The organism is Streptomyces sp. CA-146814, from assembly GCF_050942385.1.
In the GTDB taxonomy this organism is placed as follows: domain Bacteria; phylum Actinomycetota; class Actinomycetes; order Streptomycetales; family Streptomycetaceae; genus Streptomyces.
In genome coordinates this window covers 6,422,291-6,436,085 of sequence record NZ_CP192068.1, presented here as the reverse complement: position 1 = coordinate 6,436,085, position 13,795 = coordinate 6,422,291, and the positions used below count along the sequence as shown (strand labels likewise).

At 72.2% G+C, this 13,795-nt stretch carries 13 protein-coding genes; 1 reads left to right on the top strand and 12 read right to left on the bottom strand.

Features of this window, described 5'->3' with window-relative positions; translation table 11 throughout:
• Window positions 1-52 precede the first annotated feature (52 nt).
• The 8 genes from ACQP09_RS28720 to ACQP09_RS28685 all read right to left on the bottom strand — a co-directional run bounded on the left by ACQP09_RS28720 (window position 53) and on the right by ACQP09_RS28685 (window position 8,609).
• Entirely contained in the window at window positions 53-2,653 is a 2,601-nt protein-coding gene (locus ACQP09_RS28720; RefSeq protein ID WP_433404789.1) for a polynucleotide kinase-phosphatase, read from the bottom strand.
• Window positions 2,650-4,152 (bottom strand): 3' terminal RNA ribose 2'-O-methyltransferase Hen1, encoded by a 1,503-nt coding sequence (locus tag ACQP09_RS28715; RefSeq protein ID WP_433406793.1) that lies wholly within the window; start codon window positions 4,150-4,152, stop codon window positions 2,650-2,652. The genes ACQP09_RS28720 and ACQP09_RS28715 overlap by 4 nt, the downstream gene beginning before the upstream one ends.
• A gap of 72 nt (window positions 4,153-4,224) precedes the next feature.
• Entirely contained in the window at window positions 4,225-5,148 is a 924-nt protein-coding gene (gene mmuM, locus ACQP09_RS28710) for a homocysteine S-methyltransferase (RefSeq protein ID WP_433404786.1), read from the bottom strand.
• Window positions 5,149-5,187: 39 nt separating this feature from the next.
• Complete coding sequence (locus ACQP09_RS28705; protein ID WP_433404783.1) at window positions 5,188-6,111, bottom strand: LLM class F420-dependent oxidoreductase; 924 nt, start codon at window positions 6,109-6,111, stop codon at window positions 5,188-5,190.
• Between the two features lie 34 nt (window positions 6,112-6,145).
• Window positions 6,146-6,646, bottom strand: a complete 501-nt coding sequence (locus ACQP09_RS28700) for a DUF6099 family protein (protein WP_433404781.1) — start codon at window positions 6,644-6,646, stop codon at window positions 6,146-6,148.
• 124 nt (window positions 6,647-6,770) lie between these two features.
• The gene (locus ACQP09_RS28695) at window positions 6,771-7,130 is read right to left on the bottom strand and encodes a nucleotide pyrophosphohydrolase (RefSeq protein ID WP_432150633.1); all 360 of its coding nucleotides are present in this window, start codon (window positions 7,128-7,130) and stop codon (window positions 6,771-6,773) included.
• A gap of 121 nt (window positions 7,131-7,251) precedes the next feature.
• Entirely contained in the window at window positions 7,252-7,656 is a 405-nt protein-coding gene (locus ACQP09_RS28690) for a cell division protein SepF (RefSeq protein WP_015612061.1), read from the bottom strand.
• 155 nt (window positions 7,657-7,811) lie between these two features.
• Entirely contained in the window at window positions 7,812-8,609 is a 798-nt protein-coding gene (locus ACQP09_RS28685) for a DeoR/GlpR family DNA-binding transcription regulator (protein WP_433404777.1), read from the bottom strand.
• A gap of 254 nt (window positions 8,610-8,863) precedes the next feature.
• Here ACQP09_RS28685 and ACQP09_RS28680 point away from each other — a divergent pair, with 254 nt between their 5' ends.
• A complete protein-coding gene (locus tag ACQP09_RS28680; RefSeq protein ID WP_433404774.1) occupies window positions 8,864-9,520 on the top strand; it encodes a DedA family protein in 657 nt (218 codons plus the stop codon).
• Window positions 9,521-9,699: 179 nt separating this feature from the next.
• On the opposite strand, the gene ACQP09_RS28675 is transcribed toward ACQP09_RS28680, so the two are convergent.
• The 4 genes from ACQP09_RS28675 to ACQP09_RS28660 all read right to left on the bottom strand — a co-directional run bounded on the left by ACQP09_RS28675 (window position 9,700) and on the right by ACQP09_RS28660 (window position 13,536).
• The gene (locus tag ACQP09_RS28675; protein WP_433404772.1) at window positions 9,700-10,239 is read right to left on the bottom strand and encodes a hypothetical protein; all 540 of its coding nucleotides are present in this window, start codon (window positions 10,237-10,239) and stop codon (window positions 9,700-9,702) included.
• A gap of 95 nt (window positions 10,240-10,334) precedes the next feature.
• Complete coding sequence (locus ACQP09_RS28670) at window positions 10,335-11,402, bottom strand: FecCD family ABC transporter permease (protein ID WP_433404769.1); 1,068 nt, start codon at window positions 11,400-11,402, stop codon at window positions 10,335-10,337.
• Window positions 11,399-12,436, bottom strand: coding sequence for a FecCD family ABC transporter permease (locus ACQP09_RS28665; RefSeq protein WP_433404766.1), 1,038 nt, complete (start codon window positions 12,434-12,436; stop codon window positions 11,399-11,401). Before ACQP09_RS28665 ends, ACQP09_RS28670 begins: the two co-directional genes overlap by 4 nt.
• Window positions 12,437-12,486: 50 nt before the next feature.
• Window positions 12,487-13,536, bottom strand: a complete 1,050-nt coding sequence (locus ACQP09_RS28660) for an iron-siderophore ABC transporter substrate-binding protein (RefSeq protein ID WP_433404763.1) — start codon at window positions 13,534-13,536, stop codon at window positions 12,487-12,489.
• Window positions 13,537-13,795 lie beyond the last annotated feature (259 nt).

Sequence of the window (13,795 nt, the reverse complement as noted above, 5' to 3'; positions counted from 1 at the left end):
CACCGGGCGGAGCGCCGTTCACCCCGCGAATCGCCCACGGCTTGGCCCGCGCTCAGAGCCGGGGGTCGACCGGCTCCGACTCCAGGGCCAGGACGGCGAAGACCGCCTCGTGGACCCGCCAAAGCGGCTCGCCGTCCGCCAGCCGGTCCAGCGCCTCCAGACCGAGCGCGTACTCCCGCAGCGCGAGCGAGCGCTTGTGGCCGAGAAAACGGGAGCGCAGGCGCTCCAGATTCTCCGGGCGGGTGTACTCGGGGCCGTAGATGATCCGCAGATACTCCCGGCCTCGCACCTTGATGCCCGGCTGGACCAGACGGCCCTTGGCGTCCCGGACGAGCGCGCCGAGCGGCTTGACGACCATGCCCTCGCCGCCGCGCCCGGTCATCTCCAGCCACCAGTCGGTGCCCGCGCGGACGGACGCCTCGTCGGCGGGGTCCACGACGAGCCGGCGGGTGACCTGGAGCAGCCCGGTCGGGTCGTGCTCGACGAGGCGGTCCAGCCAGGCCAGCTGCTCGTCGTGCGGGACGGCGGCGAGCGAGCGGCCCTGGACGGCGAGGATCTGGAACGGGGCCAGCCGCACCCCGTCGAGCCCTTCCGTGGTCCAGCAGTACCGCCGGTACGCCTCGGTGAACGCGGCCGCGTCCACCGCCCGGCCCTGCTGCCGTACGGAGAGGTCGCCGAGGTCGACACCGCGGGCGGCGGCCGTCTCCAGCGCGGCGAGCGCGGACGGGAAGACCGCGCCGGAGGCCGCGCCGACCGCGGCGTACTGCGAGCGCAGCAGTCCGCCGGCCTTGAGCGACCACGGCATCAGCTCGGCGTCGAGCAGCACCCAGTCGGTGTCCCACTCCTCCCAGAGCCCGGCCGCCGTGACGGCCGTGCGGAGCCGGTCCAGGACCCCTTCGGTCATCGCGCGGTCGTCGAGGAAGGGGCGGCCGGTGCGGGTGTACAGCGCGCCGGTGGGGCCGTCCGTGCCGAAGCGGGCGGTGGCGGCGGCCGCGTCCTTGCAGACGAGGGCGACGGCCCGGGAGCCCATGTGCTTCTCCTCGCACACGACCCGGTCCACGCCGTCCTCGCGGTACTGCGCGAACGCCTCGGCCGGGTGCTCCAGGAAGCCGTCCTCGCGGGAGGTGGCGGTGGGGGCCATGGTGGGCGGGAGGTAGGCGAGGAGCTGCGGGTCGACGGCGAACCGGCTCATCACTTCGAGCGCGGCGGCCGCGTTCTCCTCGCGCACGGCGATCCGGCCTATGTGCCGGGTCTCCACGACGCGACGGCCCTGCACATCGGCCAGGTCCAGCGGCCTGCCCTCCCGGCCTCCGGGCGCCTCGGTGGCCAGCGGCCGGGTGGGCTCGTACCAGACCTTCTCGGCCGGTACGTCGACGAGTTCGCGCTCGGGCCAGCGCAGCGCGGTCATCTTCCCGCCGAAGACCACACCGGTGTCCAGGCAGATGGTGTTGTTGATCCAGGAGGTGGTGGGCACCGGGGTGTGGCCGTAGACCACGGCGGCGCGGCCCCGGTAGTCCTCGGCCCACGGGTAGCGCACGGGCAGGCCGAACTCGTCGGTCTCGCCGGTGGTGTCCCCGTACAGCGCGTGCGAACGCACCCGGCCGGAGTTGCGGCCGTGGTACTTCTCCGGCAGTCCGGCGTGGCAGACCACCAGGTTGCCGCCGTCCAGCACGTAGTGGCTGACCAGGCCGTCGATGAACTCCCGCACCTGCTGCCGGAACTCGGGGTGCTCGGCGTCCTCGCGCTCCAGCTGCTCGATCGTCTCGGCGAGGCCGTGGGTCTGCTGGACCTTGCGGCCGGCGAGATAGCGGCCGAGCTTGTTCTCGTGGTTGCCCGGCACGCAGAGGGCGTTGCCCGACGCGACCATGGACATGACGCGGCGCAGCACACCGGGACTGTCCGGGCCCCGGTCGACGAGGTCGCCGACGAAGACGGCCGTACGTCCTTCGGGGTGGGTTCCGTCCACGTAACCGAGCTTGCCGAGCAGGGTGTCCAGCTCGGAGCGGCAGCCGTGGATGTCGCCGATGATGTCGAACGGGCCGGTGAGGTGGCGCAGGTCGTTGTAGCGGCGCTCCAGGACCACTTCGGCGGTCTCGGCCTCCTCCTCGGTGCGCAGGATGTGCACCTTGCGGAAGCCTTCGCGCTCCAGGCCGCGCAGCGAGCGGCGCAGCTCGCGGCGGTGGCGCTGGACGACGTGGCGGGGCATGTCCGCGCGGTCGGGGCGGGCCGCGTTGCGCCGGAGGCAGACCTCCTCGGGGAGGTCGAGGACGATGGCGATGGGCAGGACGTCGTACTTCCTGGCCAGCTGGACAAGCTGCTTGCGGCTCTCGGACTGGACGCTGGTGGCGTCGACGACGGTGAGCCGCCCGGCCTCCAGCCGTTTGCCGGCGATGTAGTGCAGCACGTCGAAGGCGTCGCGGCTGGCGCTCTGGTCGTTCTCGTCGTCGGCGACCAGGCCCCGGCAGAAGTCCGAGGAGACGATCTCGGTGGGCTTGAAGTGCCTGCGGGCGAAGGTGGACTTGCCCGATCCGCTGGCGCCGATGAGGACGACGAGGGAGAGGTCGGTCACGGGCAGGGTGCGGGAGGCGGTGCCGGGGGTGCTGATGGTGTCGGTGCGGGCGGTGTCGGTGCTCGTGGTGTCGTCGTTCGTCATGCGGCCTTCGCCTCCTTCTTCGTGTCGGTGTTCTTGTCGGTCGCGGTGTCGGTCGTGGCTTCGGTCAGCGTGAAGACGGCCAGCTGGGTGGGCGGGCCGACCTCGGGGTCGTCCGGGCCGACGGGCAGGTGCGCGACGGTGTACCCGTGGCGCTCGGCCACCTTCTCCGCCCACTGGCGGAACTCGGCCCTGGTCCACTCGAAGCGGTGGTCCCCGTGGCGCACGTGGCCGGCCGGGAGGGACTCCCAGCGGACGTTGTACTCCACGTTCGGCGTGGTCACGAGCACCGTGCCGGGCCGCGCCGAACCGAAGACCGCGTACTCCAGCGCGGGCAGCCGGTCCAGGTCCAGGTGCTCGATGACCTCGCTGAGCACGGCGGCGTCATACCCCTTGAGCCGCTTGTCCGTATAGGTGAGCGAGCCCTGCCGGAGCGTGACCCGGTCCGCCTGCCGCTCCCCCATCCGGTCCAGCTTCAGCCTCCGCGAGGCGATGGTGAGGGCGCGCATCGACACGTCGACGCCGACGATCTCGGTGAACCGCACGTCCTTGAGGAGCGCCTGCACCAACTGGCCCTGCCCGCAGCCCAGGTCGAGCACCCGGTGCGCACCGGCTCCGTGCAGCGCTTCGAGGATCGCGGTGCGCCGGTGCTCGGCGAGCGGGACCGGCTTCTCCTCGGTGTCGGTGCTCTCGTCCACCGCGTTGTCGACGCTCTCCACGTCCAGGTCGTCCGACTCCGCGAGCCGGACCAGCTCCAGGGCCTGGTCGGCCTGGCGTGTCAGCCCCCAGCGGTGGGAGAGGTAGCGCCGGGTGATCAGGGAGCGCTCGGGGTGGTCGGCCAGCCAGCCCTCACCGGCCCTCAGCAGCTTGTCCACCTCGTCGGGCGCGACCCAGTAGTGCTTGGCGTCGTCCAGCACCGGCAGCAGGACGTAGAGCTGGCGCAGCGCGTCGGCCAGCCTCAACTCCCCTTCCACCACCAGGCGTACGTAGCGGGAGGCGCCCCACGCCGGGAACTGCTCGTCCAGCGCCACCTCCGCCACCTCGACCCGCTCCCAGCCGAGCGGCCCGAACAGCTTGCGCACCAGCTCCGCACCGCCCCGGGCCGGCAGCGCGGGCACCTCGATCCGCAGCGGCAGCGGAGCCTCGGCCCTCTCGGGCAGGGCGCGGCAGACCCCGGCCAGCGCGGACTTGAAGACGGCGGCGACGGCGACGGAGAGGAGCGAGGAGGCCGCGTAGGGGCGGTCGTTGACGTACTGCGCGAGCGCCGCGTCGGGCGCACCGCCCCGGCCCTTGCCCTTGCCGCGCCGCACCAGCGCCACCGGATCCACCTCCAGCAGGAGTGCGGCCGTGCAGCGCTCGGCGGACGCCTCGGGGTAGAAGACGTGCGCGGTGCCGTGCGAGGTGGAGAACGCCTGCGCCCGGTCGGGATGCTTGTGCAGCAGGAAGCCGAGGTCCGTGGCGGGGCGTTCGAGGGTGCCGGTCGTACTGATCGTCAGGAACACCTGTCCGAGTATGGTCTCCATCCCCCGCCTCCCACCAGGCATTTTCGGTGCTCCCGCCGCCGTCCCTCCGGCTCAGCGCTCCAGCAGCGCCGCCAGCTCCCTGATCCGCTCGGGGCCGACCCGGCAGCAGCCGCCGACGAGCCGCGCCCCGGCCCCCGTCCAGGCCCGCACCCGCTCCGGGTCGAACGTGGACCGCCCGGTCCACCCCCTGCCTTCCGCGTCCCAGCCCTCCCCGCTGTTCGGGTAGACCACGGCGGGCTTGCCCGTGACCTCCACCGCCAGCCGCACCGCCTCCTCCGCCTCGGCCGGGTCGCAGCAGTTGACCCCGACCGCCACCACGGCCTCCCGCCCGGCGGCCACCGCGAACGCCTCCTCCAACGGCTGACCGGCCCGCGTCCGGCCACCCGCCACGCTGTACGAGAGCCAGAGGGGCAGCCCGGTCTCCTCCGCCACCCGCACCACCGCCTCGGCCTCGTCCAGATCGGGCACGGTCTCCACCGCCAGGACGTCGGGCCCCGCCTCGGCGAGCGCCGCCACCCGGGGACGGTGGAAGCGCTCCAGCTCCGCGGCGGTCAGCCCGTACCGCCCGCGGTACTCGCTGCCGTCCGCGAGCATCGCCCCGTACGGGCCGACCGATGCGGCGACCCAGACCTCCCGCCCGGGGTCGGCCCGGCGGGCCGCACCGGCCGCCCGCCGGGCCAGCTCCACACTGCGGGCGAGCAGCGCCCCGGTCCGCTCCGGACCGGTCCCGTGGCGCGCGAACCCCTCGAACGTGGCCTGGTAGCTGGCCGTGATGAGCACCTGCGCTCCGGCGCGCAGATACGCCAGGTGGGCGGCCTCGACCTGTTCCGGCGCGTCGGCCAGCAGCCGGGCCGACCAGAGTGCGTCGGAGAGGTCGCACCCCTGCGCCTCCAGCTGGTTGGAGAGGCCGCCGTCCAGCAGGACGGGCCCTTCCGCCAGCGCTTCGGCGAGCGTACGGCCGGAGCTCACGGCCATCTCCTCCTCCGTCGTGCGGTGTCCGTCCGAAAAGATGAGTCAGGTCAGCTGGGACTGGATCTGCGAGGAGATCAGCTCCAGGTGGTCCAGGTCGTCCAGGTCGAGGACCTGGAGGTAGAGCCGGGACGAGCCGATCGCCGCGTACCGGCCGATCTTGTCGACCACCTCGGCGGGCGAACCGGCCAGCCCGTTGGCCTTCAGCTCCTCCACGTCCCGGCCGATGGCCGCCGCCCGCCGGGCCACCTCCGCGTCGTCCTTGCCGGTGCAGACGACCAGGGCGTTGGAGTACACCAGGTCCTCCGGATCGCGCCCGATCGCCTTCGCCGCCGCCCTGACCCGGCCGAACTGCTTCTCGCTGTCCTCCAGCGAGGCGAAGGGGATGTTGAACTCGTCCGCGTACTGCGCGGCGAGGCGCGGGGTGCGGGTCGCGCCGTGGCCGCCGATCAGGACGGGCACCTTGGCCTGGGCCGGCTTCGGCAGCGCGGGTGAGTCGGTGAGCTGGTAATAGGTGCCGTCGTAGCTGAAGGTCTTGCCGACCTCCGTCGCCCACAGGCCGGTGACGATCGCCAGCTGCTCCTCCAGCCGGCCGAACTTCTCCTTCGGGAACGGGATGCCGTAGGCCTTGTGCTCCTCCTCGAACCAGCCCGCCCCCAGGCCCAGTTCGACCCGGCCGCCGGACATCTGGTCGACCTGCGCCACCTGGATGGCGAGCACACCGGGGAGCCGGAACGTGCCCGCCGTCATCAGCGTGCCGAGCCGGATCCGCTTGGTCTCACGGGCGAGGCCGGCCAGGGTGATCCAGGCGTCGGTCGGGCCCGGGAGGCCGTCGCCCGAGCCCATGCGGAGGTAGTGGTCGGAGCGGTAGAAGGCGTCGAAGCCGAGGTCCTCGGTGGCCTTGGCGACGGTGAGCAGGGTGTCGTAGTCGGCCCCTTGCTGGGGCTCGGTGAAGATTCGAAGATCCATGCACCCATCCTGCCCCTTCGACGGCTCCTCTTCCTCAGGGCCCCGCCGCCGAGGGGGCGGGGCCGCGTATCCCGCCGTAGGGGCCGTCGCGCTCCCTCTCCCGCTCGGCCAGCCGTCTCAGCAGCCCGTGCACCCGGTCCAGCGACTCGTCGGCCGCGTCCATGGCCTCGATGCACTGCCAGTACAGCCCGTCCTCGCCCGTGTCGCAGGCCACCGAGACCAGCGCGATCCCGGCCTCGCCGAGAAGCAGCGCCAGCCCGGTCAGCGCCGTCCGCACATCCGCGATCCCGGTAAGCTGCGCCGCCCGTGCGCCCCGTCCGAGGGCCGCCGGGTGGTCCGGCGCCGCGCAGCCGCCGTCGATCTCACCGAGGGCCCGCGCCTCTCCCCGTAACTCCATCGGGCCGAACAGGGCCAGCCTGCTGCCGACCGTCCGCGCGAGGGCCTGCGCCTGCCAGGCCTCCGCCATCACCTCCAGCGCACCCCGGCTCTCCGCCAGGGACCGCCGCCCGGTCTCGATGAGTCGCTCCGCTTCCATGCGTTTCCCCCGTCATCACGAAAACCCGCTCACCTCTTTCATTACCCACAGTGAGGTAGATGGCACCGTAAGGCCAGAGGAAATCGGAAATCTGTGGACACAAAATCGATTGTGAATAACTCGATCACTCCGAAGAGTGACGATCCTGGTGTTCCGGAGGGCTCGGAACGGGGAAACGCCGCTCGTTCCGGTCCATCTTGGCCGCCAGCGCCTCCAGCGGATCGATGCCGAGCACCTCGCAGAACTGGAGGAGATAGGCGAGGACGTCGGCCACCTCGTCGGCCACGCGGTGCGCCGCTTCGGGCTCGTCCATGATCCGGGCGGACTGTTCGGGCGTCAGCCACTGGAAGATCTCGACCAGTTCGGAGGCCTCGACGCTGAGCGCGGCCACCAGATTCTTCGGGGTGTGGTACTGCCCCCAGTCCCGGGCCGCCGCGAACGCGGCCAGCCGCCGCTGGAGTTCTGCCACATCGAGTTCTGTCACGGCCCCAGGTCTACCACCGCCGCCCCGGACGCCCACGAGCGGAGCGGGCGTCCGGCGGCGAGGCCCGACGAAGCCGACAAGGCCGGCGAGGCCGACGAAGAGAGGCGGGAAGGGAAGGGGACTACGACTGGGCGAGCCCCGCCGGGGTGACCCCCTCGACCTCCATGCCCTCCGGAGCCAGCAGGAAGACGTTCCGGTCGACGCGATGCATCCCGCTGCCGAGCCCGAACACCACGCCGCTGCTGAAGTCGAGAATCCGCTTGGCCACATCCGTCTCGGCGGCCGTCAGGTCGAGCAGCACCGGGACCTGGGCGACCAGGTACTCCGCGACCTCGCGCGCGTCCGCGAAGACCTGCACCCGTAGCACGACCAGGCGTCGCTGCTCGGCCGCCCGCTCGTCCGGAACCGTGCGGTGGTCGATACGGGACGGCCACTCGTCGCGGCCGCGCAGGGGTACGACCTGGGCGAGCCCCTCCCACTGTTCGTCGGTGGCGTCATATCTGTCGTACCGGTCGTACCTGCTCACACGGCCACCCCGTCATCGAGCCGGTCGCATGTGCGCCGGCTGCGCTCACTGTTCATCGGCCAATCCTCTCGTCCCTCACCCGTTCGGCGTACCAACGACACGGCGAACGGCCGGATCGAGTCACTCACACCGAGCTCCGAGACCACTCCGAGCCCTCACACCGTGATGACCTGGACGCCCGCCTCACCGAACCGGTCCCTCGCCTCCGCCGCGATGTGCGCGTCGGTGACCAGCACGTCGACCACGCCGAGGTCGCAGACCCGGGCGAAGGCCCGTCTGCCGATCTTCGAGGAGTCGGCGGCGACCACCACCCGCTGCGCCCGCTCCGCGAGGAGCCGGTTGACGCTGGCCTCGCCCTCGTGGTGGACGTAGGCGCCGCGCTCCAGGTCGATGGCGTTGACCCCGAGGACGGCGACGTCGAGCGTGATCTCGTTCATCACGCCGACGGCGAGCGGGCCGGTCAGTTCGTACGACTGCGGCCGGGCCACACCGCCGGTGACGACCATCTTGATCTGCGGCCGGATCGCCAGCTCGCTCGCGATGTTGAGCGCGTTGGTCACGACGGTGAGCGTCGGCTGACCGCCCGCCACCGCGGTCTCGCCGACGATGTCGGGCCGGACCGCCAGCGCGCGGGCCACCTCCGTCACCGTCGTACCGCCGGTCAGGCCGACCACCTCGCCGACGGCGACCAGACCGGAGACCGCGCGGCCGATGGCCTGCTTCTCAGGGGCGTGGCGGCCGGTCTTGTAGCGGAGCGCCAACTCGTACGAGACACCGTGCGCGACCGCTCCGCCCCGGGTGCGGGTGAGCAAGTGCTGTTCGGCGAGCTGGTCCAGGTCGCGGCGGATGGTCGCGGCCGACACGGCGAGCGCGGCCGCCGCCTCCTCGACCTCCACCCTGCCGTGCTTGCCGACCAGTTCCAGCAGCGCGTCCCACCGGGCGTCCCTGGCCACGTGTGTCTCCTTCACCGTCCGGTGCCGGGCTCCGCGCTTCCCGGGAACGCGGTCGCCGGTGGCCGGACCGCCGCAAGCGTCGCACAGGCGCCGGGCGACCGGGCCCGCACCCCACGCACCCCACGCCCTCGGCCCGGACGCGCTCCACCACCTGACCCGGTTGGCGGTGCCCGACCAGGCCTGAGGGAGGATGGGCGGCAGGAGGCGGTCATCTCCCCTCCACTCACCCGACACCCCCACGCCGGAGAGCCTTCATGCACCTCGCACTGTCAGTCGCTGCCGAGGAGCCGCAGGGCGGGATCGCCGGGTGGGCCACCGGGCTGGTCGAGACGTTCGGCGGGCCGGGCGCCGGTCTCGCCATCGCGCTGGAGAACCTGTTCCCGCCGCTGCCGAGCGAGGTCATCCTGCCGCTGACCGGGTTCGCGGCGGCGCAGGGCGTGCTCAGCCTGGCCTCCGCGCTGTTCTGGACGACGCTCGGCTCGGTGGTCGGGGCGGTGGCGCTGTACGGGCTCGGAGCCGTGTTCGGGCGGGAGCGGATGCACGCCCTGTGGGCCAAGCTGCCGCTGGTCAAGGCGTCGGACCTGGTGCGTACGGAGGAGTGGTTCGCGCGGCACGGCACGAAGGCGGTCCTGCTGGGCCGGATGGTGCCGGTCTTCCGGAGCCTGATCTCGGTGCCCGCGGGTGTGGAGCGCATGCCGCTGCCGAGGTTCGTCGCTCTGACGACCGCGGGCAGCCTGGTGTGGAACACCGTGCTGGTGCTGGCGGGTTACTGGCTCGGCGACAGCTGGGACGTGGTCGGGACGTACGTGGGACTCATGTCCAAGGTCGTGCTCGGGCTGGCCGTGCTGGCGGCGACCTGGTGGGTCGTGAAGCGTGTCCGGGGCCGCAAGGACTCCGCGCGCGGCGAGTGACGCCCGGCGCCGGCCCGTACGGAATCAGGCTCCGGCGCCGGCCCTTACGGGGTCACGCTCCGGCGCCGCCCGTCCCTGGCCCCCCTCCGGCGCCGCCCGCCCCGGTACGCCGTCCGGCGCCAGCGGGTCCCGGACACCACCCGGCGCACCGGGATGGTGTCCGGGGCGCGGAGGCCCGGTCAGGAATCCTCGAAGTGGGCGTCCAGGGCGGCGTCCAGCTCGGCCGGCCACTCCTTGAGCTGCGTCCGGCTCGCCGCCTCGACCTCGGCGTTGAACCAGCGCCGGGTCGACAGGTGCACGGTCACGGTGAACCGGCGGCCGAAGCGGGCCGGGTGCATCTCCACCGCGCCGATCTCGGCCCAGTCGAAGTCGGCCTCCTGGTCGTCCAGCGTGAACCGGACGCCTTCCCGGGCCACCCGGATCGAGCCTCGCCGGTCGCTGATCTCGAAGACCGGACCGTCCTCGGCGGCTTCCGGTTCCGCTTCCGCATCTTCGGTCGCCGCGTCCGTCTCGTTCTCGGTCGCGGCCTCGGGAGCTTCTTCGGCCGCCGCTGCGGGCGCGTCGGCGTCGAGCTCCGCGTCCGGCTCCGGTTCGGCCTCCGCTTCCGGTTCGGTCTTCCGGGCCGCGACGGGCGCCGTCAGGCCGGGGAGGGGGATGAACGCCGGGTCGGTGCCTGCGGCGAACTCGGGCTTCTTGTTCGAATCTATGCTCTGCTCCACGGCGGGCAGTATGGTCGACGAACCTGTACGTGACCAGTCGTCATCGTCTCCGGCCTGGTCTCCGGCGCCTTCTCGGCGCGGAGAGGGCCGCGCCGTCACAGCACTCCCCGACGCCACTCGCGTGTCAGCAGATAGCCGAGGTACGCGCCGCCGATGGCCATGGTGTAGATCCCGACCGGCAGGTCCTCGAAGAGCGGCAGCTGCTGGGCGCAGAGGTCGGCGGCCACCAGCAGCAGGCCGCCCGTGAGGCCGGAGAGCAGCAGGTGGGGGCCGGATCCGCGGGTGAGGCGCCGGGCGATCTGCGGGGCCGTCAGAGCGATGAAGGCGATGGGTCCGGAGACGCTGACGGCGGCCGCCGAGAGGGCGATGGCGAGGACCACGGCGAGCGTCTTGGCCTTCTTCGGCTCGGAGCCGAGCCCTTCGGCGATGTCGTCGCCCATTTCGCCGATGTCGAGCCGCCGGGAGATCAGCGCGGTCAGCGGTGCGACGGCGAGGAGGACCAGCCAGATGGTGGTGGCGTCGGTCCAGGACCGGGCGGTGAGGCTGCCGTTGACGTACGCGGTGAGAACGGAGGCTTTGTCGCGTTCCAGGGCGTAGACGACGTACTGGGTGACGGCGGCGCCCATCGCGGCGACCCCGATACCGGCGATGACGAGCCGGGCCGGGTTGCGGAAGCCGGTGCCGGTGGACACGTACACGAGGCCCATCGCGGCGACCGCGCCGATGAGCGCGCCGACGGCGACGGGCACGGTGTCGGGGAACATCAGCGCGCAGATCGCGGCGCCCGCTCCGGCCCCGGCGGAGAGCCCGATGACGTCCGGGCTGCCGAGCGGGTTGCGGGTGACGGACTGGAAGAGCGCGCCGGAGAGGCCGAGCGCGGCCCCGACCCCGATGGCGACGGTGAGGCGGGGGCCGCGCAGCCGGTTGAAGACGAAGCGGTCCTTGCCCTCGGCGTCCCCGAGGAGGGCGGCGGGCAGGTCGGCGAGGTCGAGGCCGAGGCGGCCCCAGGTGAGCGTGGCCACGGCGGCGGCGAGGAGGAGGACGAGGAGCCCTGCGCCGGCGAGGACGGAGGCGCAGCGCATCGGTAGCGCCACGGTGCGGCCGACGACCAGATAGCCGCGCGGGGCCTTGACGGGCGTGCGAAGGGGTTCGGTGACGGTCATGTCGTGCCCCGCATCCTGCGTACGGCGATGAGCAGCGCGGGTGCCCCGATGAACGCGGTGACGACGCCGACCATGAGTTCGGTGGGCCGCATGACGGTCCGGCCGACCACGTCCGCGAGGAGCAGCAGGCTCGGGCCCAGCAGCGCGGAGAAGAGGATCTGGACCCGGAAGTCGACGCCGACCAAGGCCCGTACGACATGCGGTACGGCGAGGCCGACGAAGGCGATCGGGCCGACGGCGGCGGTCGCGGCGGCGCTGAGCAGGGTGGCGGCGAGGAGCCCGCCGCCCCTGGTGCGTGCCGGGTGCGAGCCGAGGGCGACGGCGGTCGCGTCGCCGAGGGCCAGGGCGTTGAGGCCGGGGCCGAGGGCCAGCGCGAGGAGGAAGCCGACGGCGGCGAACGGCAGGACGGACCAGAACACGTCGAAGTCCCGCCCGCCGAGGGCCCCGACGACCCAGTAGCGGTAGCTGTCGAAGACCTGCGGCTTGCTGAGGGTCACCGCCTGGATGAACGCCATCAGTACGGCGGTGAGCACCGCCCCGGCCAGCACCAGGCGCACCACGCTCGTGCCCGTACCGGCGGAGCCGATGACGTGGACGAGCACCCCGGCGACCAGTGCTCCGGGCAGCGCCCACCACATGGTGTCGGTGGCCCCGGAGGCGCCGAACCAGGCGGTCGCGGCGACGATGCTCGCGGAGGCGCCCGCGTTGATGCCGAGGAGCCCCGGTTCGGCCAGCGGGTTGCGCGAGACGCCCTGCATGAGGGTGCCCGCGACCGCGAGGCAGAGTCCGGCGAGGACGCCGAGGGCGGTGCGGGGGTAACGGCTCTCGATGATCGCGGTGACGTTGTCGTCGGCGGTTCCGCCGAGGACGCCGAGGACATCGCCGAACGAGGTCGAGCGGCTGCCGAACATGACGCTCGCGCAGAGCGCGACCGCCAGCGCCGCGACCGCCGCGAGCAGGAGGAACGCCGTCCGGGCGGCGCCGGTACGCGAGGTACCGGCGCCGCTCGGCGGTGCGACCGTGGTGGTTGCCATGGGAGTGAAGTGTGCCTGGTGGCTTCGGCGGTTCGGATACCCGGCCGGGGTTACTTGCCGGCCTTCTTGACGGCCTCGTCGATGATCGGCAGGTAGCGCTCGATCGTCCACGGCACGGTCAGCGGGTTGATGATCGAGGAGCCGGTGACGAAGGAGTTGTCGTTGCTCGCGACGACGGCACCCTTCTTGATCGCGGGGATCGCGCCGTACAGCTTCTGGCCCTCGATCTCCTTGCGGTTCTTCGCGTCCGTGTAGAACGTGAAGACCACGTCGCTGTCCTTCAGCTTCTCGGCGTTCTCCAGGCCGATGAGGGCCGAGTCGGTGCCGGGCGTCTCCTTGAAGCCGTTGACGACCGGGTCGACCTTCAGGCCGAGCGAGGAGACCATCTTGACGCGCTGCTCCTCGGGCTTGAAGACGCCGAGGGTGCCGGGGCCGGAGTTGTAGATGTAGGAGAAGGTGACGTCCTTGTAGTTCGGCCGGGTGGCCGCGGCGTCGGCGAGCTGCTTCTCGATCTTCGTCTTGAGGGCGTCGGTGTCCTTCGTCCGGCCGAGCGCCTTGCCGATGATGTCGATCTGCTGGTCCCAGTCGGTGCTCCACGCCTGGTCCGGGTAGGCGACCGTGGGGGCGATGTCCTTGAGGACGTCGTACTGCTTCTGCGTGATGCCCGACCAGGGGGCGAGGATGACGTCCGGCTCCAGCTCGGTGATGGCCTCGAAGTCGATCTCCTCGCCGCCCGCGAACTGCTTGGGCAGCTTGTCGCCGGACTTCTTCACGGCCTCGTTGATCCACGGCAGGTAGCCGGACTTGTCGCTGCCCCACGGGTAGCTCTCGATGCCGACCGGGGTCTGGCCGAGGGCTATCGCGGTCTCGGCGGAACCCTGGCCGAGCGTGACGATGCGCTGGGGCTTCTCGTCGATCTCCGCGGTGCCGAGCGAGCTCTTGATCGAGACGGGGAAGGCACCGGCGCTCTTCCCCGCGTCCTTCGCCGAGTCTTTGCCGCTGTCGGAGTCCGAGGAGCAGCCGGCCAGGACGACGGCGAGGGCGACGGCGGTGGCCGAAGCGGCGAGGGTGTGACGACGCACGCGGGTGAAGCCGAGCATGGGTGTTCCTCATGGTTGGACGAGCGAGTGAGAGTTAGGCAAGCCTAAGCTAAACGTACCTGGACGGGGAAAGCCCCCCCACCCCTGCCCCTCCGCGTAGGGTCCGGCAGGCCCGCAGGGCCAGGCCCCGGGAGGGCCGGAGCGGAGGTGGCCAATCCGCTTTCCGTACGGCTCCGAATCACTGGTAGGAGCCCGTCCGGACTCCGCCGGCTAGGCAGGTGGGACCCATGGCCCAGGCACGATCACTGCTCACCCCCGA

Coding starts and splice junctions, on each gene's coding strand:
- ACQP09_RS28660 (WP_433404763.1), bottom strand. CDS start 13,536: ATGCTCGGCTTCACCCGCGTGCGTCGTCACACCCTCGCCGCTTCGGCC.
- ACQP09_RS28670 (WP_433404769.1), bottom strand. CDS start 11,402: ATGACCGTCACCGAACCCCTTCGCACGCCCGTCAAGGCCCCGCGCGGC.
- ACQP09_RS28705 (WP_433404783.1), bottom strand. CDS start 6,111: ATGGATCTTCGAATCTTCACCGAGCCCCAGCAAGGGGCCGACTACGAC.
- mmuM (WP_433404786.1), bottom strand. CDS start 5,148: ATGGCCGTGAGCTCCGGCCGTACGCTCGCCGAAGCGCTGGCGGAAGGG.
- ACQP09_RS28700 (WP_433404781.1), bottom strand. CDS start 6,646: ATGGAAGCGGAGCGACTCATCGAGACCGGGCGGCGGTCCCTGGCGGAG.
- ACQP09_RS28680 (WP_433404774.1), top strand. CDS start 8,864: ATGCACCTCGCACTGTCAGTCGCTGCCGAGGAGCCGCAGGGCGGGATC.
- ACQP09_RS28665 (WP_433404766.1), bottom strand. CDS start 12,436: ATGGCAACCACCACGGTCGCACCGCCGAGCGGCGCCGGTACCTCGCGT.
- ACQP09_RS28720 (WP_433404789.1), bottom strand. CDS start 2,653: ATGACGAACGACGACACCACGAGCACCGACACCGCCCGCACCGACACC.